Here is a 16,997-nt window from a genome sequence, read left to right as displayed (position 1 = left end):
CGTTGAATCTCTGATGGACACCTTGCCTGCCGCCGACGGCACACCGCTCGATACCGTATTGCTGCGCACCTTCCTCGAAGTCGTGGATGGCGGCAGCTTCGCCACGGCGGCTGAACGCCTGGCGCTGACGCCTTCGGCCGTGAGCGGACACATCAAGCGTCTGGAGCAGATCGCCGGCGCGAGCCTGCTTGCGCGCACGACGCGCCGCCTGGAGCTGACCCAGGCCGGGGATACGCTGTACGCCTACGGCCGCAGCATCCTGGACCTGGAGCGCGAGGCCCGCGCGAAACTGCGCGGTACGCCACTGCGCGGCAGGCTGCGGGTCGGCGCATCGGAAGACTTCGCCGGCACCTGGCTGCCCGAGGTGCTGCAGCGTTTTCGCCAGCGGCACCCCGACGCGACGATCGAGCTGAAAGTCGGCATCACCGCCGATCTGCTGCGCCAGCAGGAACGTGGCCGCCTGGACCTCGTATTCGGCAAGCAATGCAGCCGGGTCGACGACGAAACCGGCGACCTGTTGTGGGAAGAGCCGCTGGTCTGGGCGTTCGCGGCGGATCAGCCCCTGGACCTTGGCCAGCCGCTGCCGCTGGCCGTCTTTCCCGAGCCGTGCATCTACCGGGAGTCGGCCATCACGGCGCTGGGCAAGACCGCCCAGGCCTGGCGCGTGGTGTTCGAAAGCAGCAGCATGGCGGGCTGCCTGTCGGCTGCGCGCGCGGGCTTTGCGGTCACGGTCATCGCCGACAGCCAGCGGGGCGAAGGCTTGCGCGTGCTGGGCACCGACGACGGTTTGCCCGAGTTGCCGGCTGCACGCTTCTACGCCTTTGCCCGAACCGGCACGCCCGTCGGCGCGGCCCTGATCGATGCGGCGCGGCGCGCGGGTCGGCAAGGCCGTTTCAGCCCGCGTGTGATGCGCGGGTAATCGACCCGGTGCCTGCAGGCACCGCCTGCGCTATCTTCTCGGCTCCGGTGTTTCGCCATTCCACCAGTCTGCCGATGAAATCCACCCCTTCGCCCGCGCCGGCGCCGCTCGACACGGGCCGCCTGCTGCTTCGCCCGGCCCGTCGCGCGCATGCGCCGGCGCTGCACGCATACGTCGTCGCCAACCGCGCGCATCTGGCGCCCTGGGAGCCGTCGCGGCCCGAGTCGTTCTACACGCTGGCGTCGATCGAGACGCGCCTGGATGCGATGGAGGACAGCATCGCATCCGGTCGCGCGCTGCATCTGCTCGCCTTCGATAAGGATGACGATCGATTGGTCGGCGAGTGCCATTTCACCCAGATCGCGCCGGAGCCGTTTCTCGCATGCTATCTCGGGTTTTCGATCGCACACGACCGCGAAGGGCAGGGCCTGATGCGCGAATGCCTCGAGGCTGCGATTCGCCACGTGTTCGACGAACTCGGCCTGCATCGCGTGATGGCGAATCATCGCCCCGAAAACACGCGCAGCGCGCGGCTTCTGAAGCGGCTCGGTTTCGAGCAGGAGGGTTTTGCGCGCGCGTATCTGAGGATCAACGGCGTGTGGGCCGACCACGTGCTGACTGCGCTGACGAATCCCGTGCCGGTTTGAAGGCGGTGCACCTGCCCGTCATTCAGGAAATCTATTCATTCACGCTGCTGAATGATCGGACTGCACAGGAATTGAGAGGCCGATTCAATTCGAATCGATCATGTTTGATGTGATCAAACTTTAAATGGCATGCATTTAAGAGAGATATTGAAATTTGTTTGATTCCATCAAACTTTCGATATTTACTTGAAATTTTCCTGTGAAGTTTGATGCAATCAAACTTTGAGTATTTCATCAAAAAAAGTTTGACGCTCGTTTTTTTTCCTTGATATCTTTCACAATCAAGAAACGACGGTTTGATTTGAAATATTTAACCCGCCCGGGCATATCGCCCTGGAGCGGCCTGCGTGGCCGTGTTCTGGCTTTCATTTGCCATTCGCGTCCCAAGCCGGTAAATATCCCGCTCTTATTCGATAAGAGAATAATGATTGGCAAATAGTCGATTTGCCCGCCCAGCAAGGCCGGCGGGCGCGGATTGCATTTTCAATAAATAAGCAATTCGCATTTTCGGGAAAATGAAACCGGACCTGTCGTTATTCGAGGCCGTGGTTGAAACGGGTGGGCGAAATTCGCTTCGGGGGATTGAAGGTGAGCATCAAGATCGAGGATGGAGTGCTCGCGGGCAGCAGCGGGCTGGCGAAGCTCGGGCGTCCGCGGCAATTCGGCGCCAGGCAGCAGCACCCGGTGCGCCGGTTCGGCGGGATCGCGGTCGTGCTGCTGCTGCACGCGGTGCTGATCTATGCGCTGGTCAACGGCCTCGCGACCAAGGTCGTGCAGGTGATCCAGCATCCGATCGAAACCCGCATCATCGAGCCGGTGAAACCGCCGCCGCCCCCGCCGCCGATGCCGGTGGTCAAGCTGCCGCCGCCGAAGGTCGCGCTGCCCCCGCCGCCGTTCGTGCCGCCGCCGGAGGTGCCGGTGCAGGCGCCGTCGCAATCGACCATCACGCATCAGGCGGCGCCGGTGCCGTCCGCGCCGGCGGTGCAGGCGCCGGTGGTGGCGCCGGCCGTGCCCGCCGCGAAACCGGTCAGCCATGAAGTCGGGGTGGTCTGCCCGAACTCCGACCAGATGCGCGCGGCGATGCAGTATCCGAAGGAAGCGCAGGAAAACAACATCACCGGCGACGTCACGATCGAATTCGTCGTCGATGCGGAAGGCAACATCACCGGCGAGCGGGTCGCGCAGTCGGCCGATCCGATCCTCGATCGCGCCGCGTACAACACGGTCAAGCGATTCAAGTGCATGGCCCAGGGGCAGGCGGTGAGGGTGCAGGTGCCGTTCTCGTTCAACCTGAACTGAGCGGGCTCGCGGGCAGAAGAACCGGACGATCAAGCGTCCTATTTAGTAAGTTTAACGAAAGAATTGGAGTAGGTATGGCAAAGCGTTCACTGGCCGCGCTGGCGGCCTGCATGTTGATCTCCGGCGCAGCGCTCGATGCGCTCGTCGCGCCGCAGGCGGCGTTTGCGCAGGCCAGCGGGCCCGTGGCCGCCGCATCGCTCGCGGCGGCGCCGCAAGCCGCCGCGCCGCAGGCCGGCGCGGCCGAGCCCGCACCGCCGCCCGCGCCGGCGGCGGCCAGGGCGGTCGAGAACCCGTACGGCCTCGGCGCGCTGTGGAAGAACGGCGACTTCGTCGCGCGCTTCGTGCTGATCCTGCTCGTGATCATGTCGATGGGCAGCTGGTACATCATGATCGCCAAGTTCGTCGAGCAGTTCCGCGCGAACCGGCGCGCGACGCTCGCGGACGAACAGCTCTGGTCGGCCCCGTCGCTGTCGGACGGCGCGAAGCTGCTCGACGAGGCGTCGCCGTTCCGCTTCATCGCCGAAACCGCGATCGAGGCCGGCGAGCATCACGACGAGGCGCTGCTCGAAGCGGTCGATCGCAATACCTGGATCGACGTGTCGGTCGAGCGCGCGATCACCAACGTGTCGAACCGGCTGCAGGACGGCCTCGCGTTCCTCGCGACGGTCGGCTCGACCGCGCCGTTCGTCGGCCTGTTCGGCACCGTGTGGGGCATCTATCACGCGCTGACCGCGATCGGCATCGCGGGCCAGGCGTCGATCGACAAGGTCGCGGGCCCGGTGGGCGAGGCGCTGATCATGACGGCGATCGGCCTGGCCGTCGCGGTGCCGGCGGTGCTCGGCTACAACTTCCTGGTTCGCCGCAACAAATCGGTGATGGAGCGCGTGCGCGGCTTCGGCGCGCAGCTGCACACGGTGCTGCTGGCCGGCGGCAGGCGCCCGGTGCGCGCCGTGGGCGCGCCGGCCGCGGCGCTGGTCCGCTGACGCGAGCGAGGTGCGCGATGGCCATGAGCGTCGGGCAGGACGACAACGACGAGGTGATCGCCAACATCAACACGACGCCGCTCGTCGACGTGATGCTGGTGCTGCTGATCATCTTCCTGATCACGATTCCGGTCGTGACGCATACGATCCCGCTGGAGCTGCCGAAGGAGACGGTGCAGCCGCTGCAGACCGCGCCGAAGAGCGTCGAGATCGCGGTGAACCGGGACGGGAAGTTCTTCTGGGGCGAAGCGCTGGTGGACGGCCCGACGCTGCTCGCGAAGCTGAAGGCCGTGTCGCAGATGTCGCCGCAGCCCGACGTGCACGTGCGCGGCGACGAGAACACGCGCTACGAATTCATCGGCCGGGTGGTCACGGCCTGCGAGCGGGCGGGCATCGTCAAGGTGTCGTTCATCACTGAGCCGCCGGCGCGCGGCGGATAGGAGTCGACGATGGGCATGAACGTAACTTCGGGTGGCGGCGAGCCGGACGTGATGGTGGACATCAACACGACGCCGCTGATCGACGTGATGCTGGTGTTGTTGATCATGCTGATCATCACCATTCCGATCCAGATGCATTCGGTCAGGATGGACCTGCCGGTCGGCAATCCGCCGCCGCCGGCGAAGCCGCCTCAGGCCGTGCAGATCGATATCGACGCCGCCGGCGCGACGACCTGGAACGGCACGCGGGTGCCGGACCGCGCGGCGCTCGAGCAGAAGCTCGCGCAGGTGGCCGCCGAGCCGGAGCAGGCCGAGATTCGCCTGCGGCCGGACCGGCAGGCGCCGTACAAGGCCGTCGCGGGCGTGCTGGCAAGCGCGCAGCGTGTCGGGGCGACCCGCATCGGGTTGATCGGCAACGAGCAATACATGCCGTGACGGCGGCCGGCGCGCCGTGTCGCGGTTGGGTCGGGTTGGGTTGGGGGAACGGGCGGGCGAGGACGTGAAATGGCCATGTTGATACGCAGTGCAAAATTCATGCGGGGCAAGGTGAAAGGCAACCCTTCCGCGACCGCGGCTTCCATCGGTGTGCCGTCACGCTGAACGCCGGCGGCATGCCCGCCGCACGGGATGCACATTCATCCAACAGATTTCGACTACGAGGCCCGTCCCACCATGGTTTCGCCTTCCGACGAATCGGTGCTTGTCGCCGCGTCCTCAATAGGAAACAAGATCCGCGTGCTGCGGCGGCAGCTCAAGCTCACCCTCGACGTCACCGCAGCCGCGGCGGGGATCTCGAAGCCGTTCCTGTCGCAGGTCGAGCGCGGCCGCGCGACGCCGTCCATCGCGTCGCTCGTCGGCATCGCGAAGGCGCTGGGCGTCACGATCGACCATTTCGTCGGCCCGCCCGCCGACACGCCGCCCGCACGCCCGTGCGAGCCGCCGCCGCGCGTGGGCGCCGACATGCTGGCGGGTGCATTCGCGCAACTGTCGCATCTGACGAACGGCACGAAGCTCGACGCGATGCTGTTCCGGATTCCGGTCGGCGAGGCGGCGGCGGAGGTTGCGTCGTACACGGGCGAAGAATTCCTGTACGTGATGAACGGCCAGGTCGAGCTGACGCTGGACGACCGCACCGTCGTACTGAAGGCGGGCGAGACCGCGCATTACGAATCGACGGTCTCGCATGCGTGGAGCAACGCCGCGCATGAAGAAGCCGTGGTCGTTTGGGTGGGGGCGCCGCGGCACTGAAGAATGACAGGGACGACGCATTCATCCGTCCATGAAAGTCGATCAGGATGACTGATGGTGTGGCGGATAGAAGGAAAAACGCAGCAGCGCAGGTAGCAGGTCGGCAATAACGGGACCGGTATGCAAACGCCCTCGATCGGGCGGGGATTCACGAGATCCCGACGCAAAACCGGCGGATTCCAATCGATGAACGAGTGGGGCAAGATGAAGCAGAGAGCTTTGGCGTTGGCGGTCAAGAGGATGATCTGGGCGGAGGTGGCGCTGACGGCCACGCTGGCTGCGCCGGCATTTGCGCAGAGCCAGCCGTCGCCCGGCGGCGCATCGGTCGCGCAGGCGACCGCGCAGGATGCGCCCGCGGCGGCCGAGCCGGACGCGGCGGCGCCCGGAAAGAACAAGGTCGCGCAGATCAAGCGGTTCGAAGTCACGGGTTCGCTGATCCGCAGCGCGGACAAGGTCGGCTTCAACCAGGTGCAGACCGTGACGGCCAAGGATATCGAGAGCAGCGGCTACACCAGCGTGTCGGATTACCTGCGCGGCGTGTCGGCGAACTCGTCGAGCAGCTGGGGTGAAGGCTCCGGCGCGCAGGGCAGCTTCGCGCCGGGCGGCGCGGGCATCGCGCTGCGCGGCCTGAGCGAGAAATACACGCTGGTGCTGGTGGACGGGCAGCGCGTGGCGCCGTATGCGTTCGCGGTGAACGGCACCGACCAGTTCTTCGACCTGAACACGCTGCCGATCAACATCATCGACCGCATCGAGATCGTGAAGACCGGCGCGGTGTCGCAGTACGGCTCCGACGCGATCGCGGGCGTCGTGAACATCATCACGAAGAAGAACTTCCAGGGCCTCGAGCTCGGCGGCAGCTACGGCGGCGCGACGCAGGACGGCGGCGGTGCGGGCACCAGCCAGTTCAGCCTGCTCGGCGGCTTCGGCGACTTGAACGCCGACCGCTTCAACGTGACGGCGGCGCTCAGCTACTACAAGTCGAACGGCGTGCTGGCGTCCGATCGCGACATGTCGCAGAACCAGGATTTCTCGAACTTTCCCGGCGGCCTGAACAACGAATCGCTGTCGTACTGGCGCCGCAACGGCACCAACATCCCGCTGTCGCCGTGCCCGAACGGCGGCCGGCCGATCGCGTCGAATTCGACCGCGCAGGCGTTCGGCGCGGGCGGCACGGTATGCGGCAACAACACGGCGTATGCATCGTCGATCTCGCCGTGGACCGAGCGCCTGAGCGCGAAGGTGCACGCCGACTTCAAGATCAGCGACGCGATGCAGGCGTTCGCCGACCTGTGGGAAAGCAACAATACGACGGTCACGAACACCGGCGTCGGCCGGCTCGGTTCGAGCACGCAGACCTTCGATCCGGCCACGGGCGGCGTCAAGCTGGTGTCGAACGTCGTGCCCGGCAGCAATCCGTATAACCCGTTCGGCGCGCCGACGCAGTTGCGCTACGCGTTCGGCGATACGCAGTCGGTGCACACGAGCGCGAATTTCTGGCGGGCGGCGACGGGCGTGAAGGGCAACTTCTCGACGCCGAAGGTGGGCGACTGGGATTGGTCGGTCGCGTACTCGCATTCGCAGAGCACGGTGTCGAACAACTTCTCGAACCGGATCCGCGCGTCCGCGCTGGAGAATCTCATCCAGAACGGCGGGTTCGACTTCGCGAACCCGTCCGCGACGCCGAACGGCCTGGACGGTTTGTACGGCAACACGGAAACGCAGGCGATCACGAAGCTCGACTCGGTCGACGCGACGATCGCGACGCCGAACCTGTTCACGCTGCCCACCGGCAATGTCGGCCTCGGCCTCGGCACGCAGTTCCTGCATGAAACCCAGTACATCGGCACGGGCCTCGGCTGGGCGAACGGCACGTTCATCCAGCCGGCGATGCAGTCGGTGAACGGCCAGCGCAACGTCGCGGCGATCTACTACCAGCTCGACGTGCCGATCCTGAAAAACCTCACCTTCAGCCAGTCGGGCCGCTACGATCACTACAGCGATTTCGGCGGCGCGTTCTCGCCGCGTTTCGCGCTGCGCTTCCAGCCGGTGCGCGAGTTCACGACCTACGCATCGTACACGCGCGGCTTCCGCGCGCCGACGCTGATCGAGAACACGTCGTCGCGCACCTTCGCGACGCAGGGCGTGATCGACCGGAACGACCCGAACAACCCGGGCGCATACGGCCTGACGGAGGAAATCCAGGCGGGCAACCAGAACCTGCAACCCGAGCGCACGAAGAACTACAACATCGGCTTCCAGCTGTCGCCGACGCGCACGACCGATATCGGCTTCGACTGGTACAAGATCCACGTCGACAACGTGATCGGCACCGACGACGTGCAGGGCGTGGTCGACGCGAACGATCCGTCCCGCGTGGTGCGCAACCCGAACGGCTCGATCGCATACGTGGTGATGCCGTACAAGAACCTGTCGCATCTCGACACGGACGGCTTCGAGACGACGTTCCGCCAGTCGGTGAAGACGGGCATCGGCACGTTCACGCTGTCGGGCGACTGGGCCTACGTGTGGCACTTCAAGATGCCGGTGGGCGGCGTCGAGACGGATTTCGCCGGCAACAACGGCTCGGTGAACCAGCCGTTCGGCGGCAGCTTCCCGCGCTGGAAGGGCAACACGAACCTGAACTGGAACTACCGGAAGTGGAGCTCCACGCTGACCTGGATCTACGTCGGGCCATACAGTCAGGCGATCCTGCCGGCCGGGAACTACCCGAACATGCAGGACAGCGTCGCGTCGTACAGCCAGTTCAACCTGACCGTCAGCTATACGGGGTTCAAGCACTGGACGCTGTATGCGGGCATCAACAACATCTTCAACCGCAAGCCGCCGTTCGATCCGGTGTACATGAACGCGGCCTACCAGACCGGCTACGACACGTCGCTGTATACGTACGTCGGCCGCTTCGCGCAGGCCGGCGCGACGTACCGGTTCTGACCTGACGGCGTGCACGCACGCCATTCGACCCGACCTCGCACCGGCCGCGCGCCGGTGCGGCCACACGAAACCCGACGATGACAGTGTTGATGGTGCAGATGCGGCGCGCCGCGTGCGCGGCGCTGCTCGCGTATGTCGCGACCGCCGCCACCGCGACGGCGGCGCCCGCGATCGCGCAGTTCGGCCAGCCGAAGTATCCGGCCGGTTTCACGCATTTCGATTACGCGGACCCTGCCGCGCCCGACGACGGCACGCTCAATTTCCAGAACTACGACGAGGCGCAAAGCTACGACTCGCTGAACCCGTTCCTGCTGCGCGGCGCGGCGGCGCCGGACATCCGCAACCTGATGTTCGATACGCTGATGCAGCGCAGCTGGGACGAGCTGGCGTCGTCGTATGCGCTGATCGCCGACGATGTGCAGGTCGCCCCCGACGGGATGTCGGCGACGTTCCACATCAACCCGGCCGCGCGCTTCTCGAACGGCGACCCGATCACGGCCGCGGACGTCAAGTATTCGTTCGACATGCTGACGAGCCCGCAGGCATCGCCGCTGTTCAACGCACAGTTCTCGGTGATCCGGCGCGCGGTGGCGGTCGACCGGCTGTCGATCCGCTTCGACTTCGCGCGCGCCGAGCGCGCCGCGCCGCTGATCGCCGGGGATCTGCCGGTGTTCTCGCCGAAATGGGGCCAACGGCCCGACGGCACGCGGCCGCCGTTCGACCAGATCGCGACCGAGCCGCCGATCGCGAGCGGCGCGTACCTGATCGAGCAGCGCAGGAACGACAAGCAGATCGTCTACGTGCGCAACCCGCGCTACTGGGCGGCGAACCTGCCGTCGCGGCGCGGCATGTATCGCTTCGCGCGCGTGTCGTTCAAGCTGTATCTCGACCAGTACACGATGCTCGAGGCGTTCAAGGCCGGCGACATCGACGCGCGGATGGAATTCAGCGCGACCCAGTGGGCGCGCCGCTACGTCGGCAAGAATTTCCGCAACGGCCTGCTCGCGCGCGGGACCTTCCCCGACGGCCCCGCGCAGATGCAGGGCTTCCTGATCAACCAGCGCAAGCCGCAGTTCGGCGACGTGCGCGTGCGCCACGCGCTGGCGCTCGCGTTCGACTACGACTGGATGAACCGGATGATGTTCTACGGGCAGTACCGCCGCACGAACAGCTACTGGGAAGCGAGCCCGTTCGGCGCGCAGGGCATGCCGAGCGCCGGCGAGCTCGCGCTGCTCGCGCCGTATCGCGCGGAACTGCCGCCCGAGGTATTCGGCCCGATGGTGAAGCAGCCGTCGACGCTGCCGCCCGGCTCGCTGCGCGACAACCTGAAGCAGGCGCGCGACCTGCTCGCGCAGGCCGGCTGGAACTATCGCGACGGCGCGCTGCGCGACGCGAGCGGCACGCCGATGACGATCGAGATCATCGACGACCAGCCGGGGATGGACCGGCTGATCCTGCCGTACATCCAGGCATTGGGAAGGCTCGGCATCCGCGCGACGCTGCACGAGCTCGACAGCGCGCTGTACCAGCGGCGCATGGACAACTTCCAGTTCGACATGACGACCTTCATCTATCCGGTCGTCACGATTCCCGGCGCGGAGCTCGTGCGCCGCTTCGGCAGCGCGGCGGCGTCCGAGCCCGGTTCGGAGAACTATCCGGGCGTGCGCTCGAAGGCGGTCGATGCGCTGATCCGCGCGGCGCTGGCGGCCAACACGCTGGAGGACCTGCAGACCGCGACCCGCGCGCTCGATCGCGTGCTGATCAACCTGTACCTGCTGGTGCCGCAGTACTACCTGCCGAACGCGCGGATCGCCTACAAGACCACGTACGGGCATCCGCCCGTCATTCCGGCCTCCTATCAGTACGAGGACTGGATCATCGACTACTGGTACCGGAAGCGGCCGGCGGAGGCCGCGCCGCACGCCGGCACATAACGGAGCAAGGAACACGACGATGCTTGCCTATGTTCTCAGACGCCTGCTGCTGATGATCCCGACGCTGATCGGCGTCGTCACGATCACGTTCGTCGTCACGCAGTTCGTGCCCGGCGGCCCGGTCGAGCAGGTGCTCACGCAATTGCGCCACGGCGGCACGCGCGGCGGCGAAGCGGGCGGCGGTGGCGGCGGCTACCACGGCAGCCAGGGCATCGACCCGCAGCAGATCGCGCAGATCCGCCGGCAGTTCGGCTTCGACCAGCCGCCGCTCGTGCGCTATGCGGCGATGCTGAAGCGCTACGCGCGCTTCGATCTCGGCGAGTCCTACTACGTGCATGCGCGCGTGTGGGACGTGATCCGCTCGAAGCTGCCCGTCTCGATCACGCTCGGCCTGTGGACGGTGCTCCTCACGTACCTCGTGTCGGTGCCGCTCGGCATCGCGAAGGCGGTGCGCAACGGCTCGCGCTTCGACACCGCGACGAGCGTGCTCGTGCTCGCCGGCTACGCGATTCCGGGCTTCGTGCTCGGCGTGCTGCTGCTGATGCTGTTCGGCGGCGGCACGTTCTGGCAGCTGTTCCCGATGCGCGGCCTCACGTCCGACGGCTTCGACGACATGACGCTGGCCGGCCAGGCGCTCGACTATCTGTGGCATATCGCGCTGCCCGTCACGGCCGCGGTGATCGGCAACTTCGCGATCGTCACGATCCTGACGAAGAACACGTTCCTCGACGAGATCGGCCGGCAGTACGTGCTGACCGCGCGCGCGAAGGGCGTGCCCGAGCGCGACGTGCTGTGGAAGCACGTGCTGCGCAACGCGGCGATTCCGCTGCTGACCGGGCTGCCGGCCGCGTTCGTCGGCGCGTTCCTGAACGGCAACCTGCTGATCGAGACGCTGTTCTCGCTCGACGGCATGGGCCAGCTTTCATACGACTCGGTGATCCGCCGCGACTATCCGGTCGTGCTCGGTTCGCTGTTCCTGTTCACGCTCATCGGCCTCCTGACCAAACTCATCGCTGACGTCTGCTATGTCCTCGTCGACCCCCGCATCCAATTCGACCGCGTGGCGCGCTGACGCCGCGCACCCCGGCCGCACGGCGTCGCCGTGGCGGCGCACGTGGCAGCGCTTCCGCAGCCAGCCGCTCGGCTACTGGAGCTTCGTGATCTTCGTCGCGCTGTTCGCGATCAGCCTGTTCGCCGACGTGCTGTCGAACGACCGGCCGCTCGCGCTGCGCTACGACGGCCACTATTACTTCCCGATCCTGAAGGACTATCCGGAAACGCAGTTCGGCGGCGATTTCCCGGCCGGGACCAACTATCTCGATCCGTACATCCGCGCGAAGCTCGACGCGCCCGGCAACGTCGCGATCTATCCGCCGAACCGCTACCGCTACGACACGATCGACTACTTCGCATCGCGCCCGTATCCGGCGCCGCCGTCGGCGAGCAACTGGCTCGGCACCGACCAGTTCGGCCGCGACGTGCTGGCGCGGCTGCTCTACGGCTTCCGGCTGTCGGTGCTGATGGCGCTCGCGCTGACCGCGTCGGGCACGCTGCTCGGCATGCTGGCGGGCGCCGTGCAGGGCTTCTACGGCGGCCGCACGGACCTGGTCGGCCAGCGGCTGGTCGAGATCTGGAGCGCGCTGCCGGACCTGTACCTGCTGATCATCTTCGCGTCGATCTTCGAGCCGTCGCTGTGGCTGCTGTTCGTGCTGCTGTCGATGTTCGGCTGGCTGCTGCTGTCCGACTACGTGCGCGCGGAATTCCTGCGCAACCGCGGGCTCGACTACGTGAAGGCCGCGCGCACGATGGGGCTGACCAATCGCCAGATCATCTGGCGGCACGTGCTGCCGAACAGCCTGACGCCGGTGATCACGTTCCTGCCGTTCCGGATGAGCGCGGCGATCCTGTCGCTGACGAGCCTCGACTTCCTCGGGCTCGGCGTGCCGCCGCCGGCGCCGAGCCTCGGCGAGCTGCTGAAGCAGGGCAAGAACAATCTCGACGCATGGTGGATCTCGCTGGCCGCGTTCGCGGCGCTCGTCGTCACGCTGCTGCTGCTGACGTTCATGGGCGACGCGCTGCGCAACGCGCTCGACACGCGCACGCGCGGCTCCGCATTCGGCGGAGGCCCGCGATGACGCAGCCGTTGCTGGAGATCGAGCGCTTTTCCGCGCAATTCGGCGCGCGCACCGTCGTGCACGAGCTGAGCCTGTCGGTCGCGCGCGGCGAGCGCGTCGCGCTGGTCGGCGAGTCGGGCTCGGGCAAGAGCGTGACCGCGCTGTCGATCCTGCGGCTCGTGCGCGGCGCGACGCTGTCGGGGCGGATCGTGTTCGACGGCGAGGATGTGCTGACGAAGACCGAGCGGCAGATGCGCGGCCTGCGCGGCGCGGACATCGCGATGGTGTTCCAGGAGCCGATGACCGCGCTCAATCCGCTCTACACGATCGGCCGGCAGATCGCGGAAAGCCTGCGGCTGCACGAAGGGCTGCGGCCCGGCGAAGCGCGCGAGCGCGGCATCGCGCTGCTGCGCCGCACCGGGATTCCGGAGCCCGAGCGGCGCATCGACAGCTTTCCGCACCAGCTTTCCGGCGGCCAGCGGCAGCGCGCGATGATCGCGATGGCGCTCGCGTGCCGGCCGCGCCTGCTGCTCGCCGACGAGCCGACCACCGCGCTCGACGTGACGGTGCGCGAACAGATCGTCGACCTGCTGCTCGAGCTGCAGGAACAGGAGGCGGCCGCGCGCGGGATGGCCGTGCTGCTGATCACGCACGACCTGAACCTCGTGCGCCGCTTCGCGCAGCGCGTCGCGGTGATGGAGCGCGGCGCGCTCGTCGAGACCAACGCGACCGGCGCGCTGTTCGACGCGCCGCGGCACCCGTACACGCGGCGCCTGCTCGACAGCGCGCCGCGCCGCGCGATCGGGCCCGTGGCGGACGACGCGCCGGCGATCCTCGACGTGCGCGCGCTCGCGGTCGACTACCGCACGGCCGCGCAAGGCTGGCGCGCGGTGTTCGGGCGAACGGCGTTCCGCGCGGTGCACGACGTGGCGCTGCGCTTGCGTCGCGGCGAGACCATCGGTATCGTCGGCGAATCGGGGTCGGGCAAGTCGACGCTCGCGGCCGCGGTGCTCGGGCTGCAGGCGCCGGCGGCCGGCACGATCGAGATCGGCGGGCGGCCGCTCGCGGCGCTGCATACGCAGGCCGGGCGCCGCGCGCTGTACGGACGGATGCAGGTCGTGTTCCAGGATCCTTTCGGTTCGCTGTCGCCGCGCATGACGATCGAGCAGATCGTCGGCGAGGGGCTCGCGCTGCATCGGCCGGAACTGTCGGCCGGCGCGCGCCGTGAGCGGATCGCGGCGCTGCTGGACGAAGTCGGGCTGCCGGCCGACGCGATGCCGCGCTATCCGCACGAGTTTTCCGGCGGGCAGCGGCAGCGGATCGCGATCGCGCGCGCGCTGGCGGTGGAACCCGAATTGCTCGTGCTCGACGAGCCGACCAGCGCGCTCGACGTGTCGATCCAGAAGCAGGTGCTGACGCTGCTGACGAACCTGCAGGCCCGCTATCGGCTCAGCTACCTGTTCATCACGCACGACCTGGCCGTGATGCGCGCGATGGCGCACCGGGTGATCGTGATGCAGGCCGGGCGCGTGGTCGAGGCGGGCGATACGCTGCAGGTGTTGCATGCGCCGTCGCATCCTTATACCCGGGCGCTGATGGCGTCGTCGATGCTGGCGCCGTCGCACGAACCGTACGAGAGGGAACATGATTGACGAAAGCTGGGCGGACGCCGCGCGCGGGTTGCGCAGCACGGCCGATTTCTGGGCGCTGCGCGTCGTCGACGAGACGACCGACGGCCACCAGGTGCGCAACGACGTCGCGTTGCCGGCGTCGCGCGTGCGCGACCGCGGCGCGATGCTGATCGCGTGGGCGGGGGCCGGCGCGGGCTACGCGGCGAGCGCGGACCTGTCGCCGCGCGGGCTGCAGGCCGCGCTCGACGTGGCCACCGCGCGCGCGAAGGCGAGCGCCGCATGGTCGCTGATCGACCACCGGCAGGCGGCGCGCCCGCAGGCGGGCGGCGCGTACGCGTCGCCGGGCGTCGACGCGCCGCTGCCGTCGCGCGCCGAATGGATCGAACGCCTCGCGCACGAATGCGCGGCGGCGCGCATCGACGCGCGGATCGTCGAGCGCACCGCCGCCGTGACGATCACGCAGACCGACCAGCTGTTCGTAACGAGCGACGGCGTGCGGATCGACCAGCGGTTCCGCTTCCTGATGCCGGAGCTGAGCGCCGTCGCGCACGCGAACGGCGACACGCAGGTGCGCTCGCTCGGCCATTCGGGCACGCTTGCGCAGGGCGGCCTCGACGTGCTCGCGCGCTACGGCTTCGACGGCGCGGGCGCGCGCGTCGCCGACGAGGCGCTGCAGCTGCTCGCCGCGCCGAACTGCCCGTCGGGCCGCCGCGACCTGCTGCTGATGCCCGACCAGATGATGCTGCAGATCCACGAATCGATCGGCCATCCGCTCGAGCTCGACCGCATTCTCGGCGACGAGCGCAATTTCGCGGGCTGGAGCTTCGTGAAGCCGGAGATGTTCGGCAGCTACCAGTACGGCTCGCCGCTGCTGAACGTCACGTTCGATCCGGGGCTCGCGTCGGAGGCGGCCTCGTATGCGTTCGACGACGACGGCAGCGCCGCGCACAAGCAGCACCTGATCCGCAACGGCGTGCTCGAGCGGCCGCTCGGCGGCGCGCTGTCGCAGCAGCGCGCGGGGCTGCCGGGCGTCGCGAACGCGCGGGCGTCGAGCTGGAACCGGGCGCCGATCGACCGGATGGCGAACCTGAACGTCGAGCCCGGCGACCAGACGCTCGACCAGCTGATCGCCGGCATCGAGCACGGCATCCTGATGCGCACCAACACGTCGTGGTCGATCGACGATCATCGCAACAAATTCCAGTTCGGCTGCGAGTTCGGCCAGCTGATCGAGCACGGCAAGCTGACGCAGGTCGTCAAGCAGCCGAACTACCGCGGCATTTCCGCGAGTTTCTGGCGCAGCCTGCGCGCGGTGGGCGATGCGAGCACCTTCGGCGTGTACGGCACGCCGTTCTGCGGCAAGGGCGAACCGATGCAGGTGATCCGGGTCGGCCACGCGTCGCCCGCGTGCGTGTTCGCCGACGTCGACGTTTTCGGAGGAGCGTGATGACGGGATTCGACACGGTAACGACCAGCACCACGACGGCGCTCGACTGGCGCACGCATTTCCTGCGCATCGCGGACGAAGCCGAGCGGCTGAAGGCGTCCGGCGAAATGGTGCTGCTGTGGTTCGCCGGCGAGACGTCCGATTTCGTCCGCTTCAACGAAGGCCGGATCCGCCAGACCGGGCGCGTGGTGCAGGGCAAGCTTGCCGTGCGGCTGATCGACGGCGCGCGGCAGGCGAGCGCCACGTCGACGCTGGCGGGCGACCCCGCCGCCGACCTGCCGGCGCTCGCGGCGACGCTGCGTGCGCTGCGCGACGAGCTGCGCGATGCGTCAGACGATCCGCACCTGCTGGTCGACACGTCTACGTGGACGCAGGACACGCGCCGCCCGGGCCGCCTGCCGGACGCGGACGCGCTCGCGCGGGTGGTGGCCGAATGCGCGCGCGGGCTCGATTTCGTCGGTTTTTATGCGGGCGGCTCGGTGGCGCGCGGGTTCGCGTCGTCGACGGGCAGCCGCGGCTGGCACGAAGTCGAGAACTTCGATTTCAACTGGTCGCTGTACGCGCCGGGCGGCCGCGCGATCAAGACGGCCTATGTCGGCGACGACTGGGACGACGCGGTGTTCGCGCGCAAGGTCGAGGCGGCCGCCGCGCGGTTGCCGGTGCTCGGCCGTGCGCCGAAGGCGCTCGCGCCCGGCCGCTATCGCACGTATTTCGCGCCGGCCGCGATCTACGAGATGACCTACCTGATCGGCTGGGACGGCTTCTCGGCGCGCGCGCACCAGAGCGCGCGCAGCGCGCTGCACAAGCTGCACGCGGGCGAGGTCGCGCTCGATCCGCGCGTGTCGATCGCCGAGAACCTGGCGCTCGACATCGTGCCGGCATTCAACGCGGACGGCTATCGCCGCGACAGCGTGCCGCTCGTCGTCGCGGGGCGCAGCGCCGAGCGGCTCGTCAGCGCGCGCAGCGCGCGCGAATACGCGCTGGCGCCGAACGGCGCGAACGATGACGAATCGCCGCAGTCGCTGACGATCGCGGGCGGCACGCTCGCGGACGACGACGCGCTCGCGGCGCTCGATACGGGGCTGTACGTCGGCAATCTCTGGTACCTGAACTTCTCCGACCGGATGAACTGCCGGATGACCGGGATGACGCGCTTCGCGACGTTCTGGGTCGAGGGCGGCAAGATCGTCGCGCCGGTCGACGCGATGCGCTTCGACGACAGCTTCTACCGGCTGTTCGGCCCGGGGCTCGAGCAGCTCGGCGCGACGCCCGCGCTGCAGCTGAACGACGCCGGCTGGGGCGAGCGCGCGACGGGCGGCGCGCAGGTGCCGGGCGCGCTCGTGCGCGGGTTCGAACTGACGCTGTGACAGGCGAGGGCGC

General features: G+C 67.9%; 14 protein-coding genes. All 14 read left to right on the top strand.

Annotated elements, in window-relative coordinates:
• The first annotated feature begins 13 nt into the window (after positions 1-13).
• A complete protein-coding gene (locus tag HWY45_RS26935; protein ID WP_059883399.1) occupies positions 14-919 on the top strand; it encodes a LysR substrate-binding domain-containing protein in 906 nt (301 codons plus the stop codon).
• A 74-nt stretch (positions 920-993) separates the two neighbouring features.
• Complete coding sequence (locus HWY45_RS26930; RefSeq protein WP_059883397.1) at positions 994-1,566, top strand: GNAT family N-acetyltransferase; 573 nt, start codon at positions 994-996, stop codon at positions 1,564-1,566.
• Positions 1,567-2,160: 594 nt separating this feature from the next.
• Positions 2,161-2,865 carry an energy transducer TonB gene (locus tag HWY45_RS26925; protein WP_059564975.1) on the top strand — a complete coding sequence of 235 codons (705 nt, stop codon included), beginning with the start codon at positions 2,161-2,163 and terminating at the stop codon, positions 2,863-2,865.
• 74 nt (positions 2,866-2,939) lie between these two features.
• Positions 2,940-3,848 carry a MotA/TolQ/ExbB proton channel family protein gene (locus tag HWY45_RS26920; protein ID WP_059883394.1) on the top strand — a complete coding sequence of 303 codons (909 nt, stop codon included), beginning with the start codon at positions 2,940-2,942 and terminating at the stop codon, positions 3,846-3,848.
• Between the two features lie 17 nt (positions 3,849-3,865).
• Positions 3,866-4,288: an ExbD/TolR family protein gene (locus HWY45_RS26915; protein ID WP_059806556.1), complete on the top strand. Its 423-nt coding sequence runs from the start codon at positions 3,866-3,868 to the stop codon at positions 4,286-4,288.
• Between the two features lie 9 nt (positions 4,289-4,297).
• The gene (locus HWY45_RS26910; RefSeq protein ID WP_059806553.1) at positions 4,298-4,723 is read left to right on the top strand and encodes an ExbD/TolR family protein; all 426 of its coding nucleotides are present in this window, start codon (positions 4,298-4,300) and stop codon (positions 4,721-4,723) included.
• A 237-nt stretch (positions 4,724-4,960) separates the two neighbouring features.
• On the top strand, positions 4,961-5,536 hold the full coding sequence (locus HWY45_RS26905) for a helix-turn-helix domain-containing protein (protein WP_059883392.1): 576 nt from the start codon (positions 4,961-4,963) through the stop codon (positions 5,534-5,536).
• A 204-nt stretch (positions 5,537-5,740) separates the two neighbouring features.
• Positions 5,741-8,491 (top strand): TonB-dependent receptor, encoded by a 2,751-nt coding sequence (locus tag HWY45_RS26900; protein WP_059883415.1) that lies wholly within the window; start codon positions 5,741-5,743, stop codon positions 8,489-8,491.
• Between the two features lie 98 nt (positions 8,492-8,589).
• Positions 8,590-10,425, top strand: a complete 1,836-nt coding sequence (locus HWY45_RS26895; RefSeq protein WP_230946955.1) for an extracellular solute-binding protein — start codon at positions 8,590-8,592, stop codon at positions 10,423-10,425.
• A 19-nt stretch (positions 10,426-10,444) separates the two neighbouring features.
• Entirely contained in the window at positions 10,445-11,497 is a 1,053-nt protein-coding gene (locus HWY45_RS26890; RefSeq protein ID WP_059806545.1) for a microcin C ABC transporter permease YejB, read from the top strand.
• The gene (locus HWY45_RS26885) at positions 11,451-12,560 is read left to right on the top strand and encodes an ABC transporter permease (protein WP_059564949.1); all 1,110 of its coding nucleotides are present in this window, start codon (positions 11,451-11,453) and stop codon (positions 12,558-12,560) included. Before HWY45_RS26890 ends, HWY45_RS26885 begins: the two co-directional genes overlap by 47 nt.
• Positions 12,557-14,191: an ABC transporter ATP-binding protein gene (locus HWY45_RS26880; RefSeq protein ID WP_059883388.1), complete on the top strand. Its 1,635-nt coding sequence runs from the start codon at positions 12,557-12,559 to the stop codon at positions 14,189-14,191. Before HWY45_RS26885 ends, HWY45_RS26880 begins: the two co-directional genes overlap by 4 nt.
• Entirely contained in the window at positions 14,184-15,617 is a 1,434-nt protein-coding gene (locus HWY45_RS26875) for a TldD/PmbA family protein (RefSeq protein WP_059883386.1), read from the top strand. Before HWY45_RS26880 ends, HWY45_RS26875 begins: the two co-directional genes overlap by 8 nt.
• A complete protein-coding gene (locus tag HWY45_RS26870) occupies positions 15,617-16,984 on the top strand; it encodes a metallopeptidase TldD-related protein (protein ID WP_059883384.1) in 1,368 nt (455 codons plus the stop codon). Before HWY45_RS26875 ends, HWY45_RS26870 begins: the two co-directional genes overlap by 1 nt.
• The last annotated feature ends 13 nt before the right edge of the window (positions 16,985-16,997 follow it).

Source organism: Burkholderia stagnalis (assembly GCF_902830275.1).
In the GTDB taxonomy this organism is placed as follows: Bacteria; Pseudomonadota; Gammaproteobacteria; order Burkholderiales; family Burkholderiaceae; genus Burkholderia; species Burkholderia stagnalis.
This window is presented reverse-complemented; position numbering and strand designations above follow the sequence as displayed.

What these genes read in the sequence shown, in the direction of transcription:
- HWY45_RS26905 (WP_059883392.1), top strand. Translation starts at nt 4,961, where the DNA reads ATGGTTTCGCCTTCCGACGAATCGGTGCTTGTCGCCGCGTCCTCAATA.
- HWY45_RS26875 (WP_059883386.1), top strand. Translation starts at nt 14,184, where the DNA reads ATGATTGACGAAAGCTGGGCGGACGCCGCGCGCGGGTTGCGCAGCACG.
- HWY45_RS26880 (WP_059883388.1), top strand. Translation starts at nt 12,557, where the DNA reads ATGACGCAGCCGTTGCTGGAGATCGAGCGCTTTTCCGCGCAATTCGGC.
- HWY45_RS26890 (WP_059806545.1), top strand. Translation starts at nt 10,445, where the DNA reads ATGCTTGCCTATGTTCTCAGACGCCTGCTGCTGATGATCCCGACGCTG.
- HWY45_RS26910 (WP_059806553.1), top strand. Translation starts at nt 4,298, where the DNA reads ATGGGCATGAACGTAACTTCGGGTGGCGGCGAGCCGGACGTGATGGTG.
- HWY45_RS26895 (WP_230946955.1), top strand. Translation starts at nt 8,590, where the DNA reads ATGCGGCGCGCCGCGTGCGCGGCGCTGCTCGCGTATGTCGCGACCGCC.
- HWY45_RS26930 (WP_059883397.1), top strand. Translation starts at nt 994, where the DNA reads ATGAAATCCACCCCTTCGCCCGCGCCGGCGCCGCTCGACACGGGCCGC.
- HWY45_RS26915 (WP_059806556.1), top strand. Translation starts at nt 3,866, where the DNA reads ATGGCCATGAGCGTCGGGCAGGACGACAACGACGAGGTGATCGCCAAC.
- HWY45_RS26920 (WP_059883394.1), top strand. Translation starts at nt 2,940, where the DNA reads ATGGCAAAGCGTTCACTGGCCGCGCTGGCGGCCTGCATGTTGATCTCC.
- HWY45_RS26885 (WP_059564949.1), top strand. Translation starts at nt 11,451, where the DNA reads ATGTCCTCGTCGACCCCCGCATCCAATTCGACCGCGTGGCGCGCTGAC.
- HWY45_RS26935 (WP_059883399.1), top strand. Translation starts at nt 14, where the DNA reads ATGGACACCTTGCCTGCCGCCGACGGCACACCGCTCGATACCGTATTG.
- HWY45_RS26870 (WP_059883384.1), top strand. Translation starts at nt 15,617, where the DNA reads ATGACGGGATTCGACACGGTAACGACCAGCACCACGACGGCGCTCGAC.
- HWY45_RS26900 (WP_059883415.1), top strand. Translation starts at nt 5,741, where the DNA reads ATGAAGCAGAGAGCTTTGGCGTTGGCGGTCAAGAGGATGATCTGGGCG.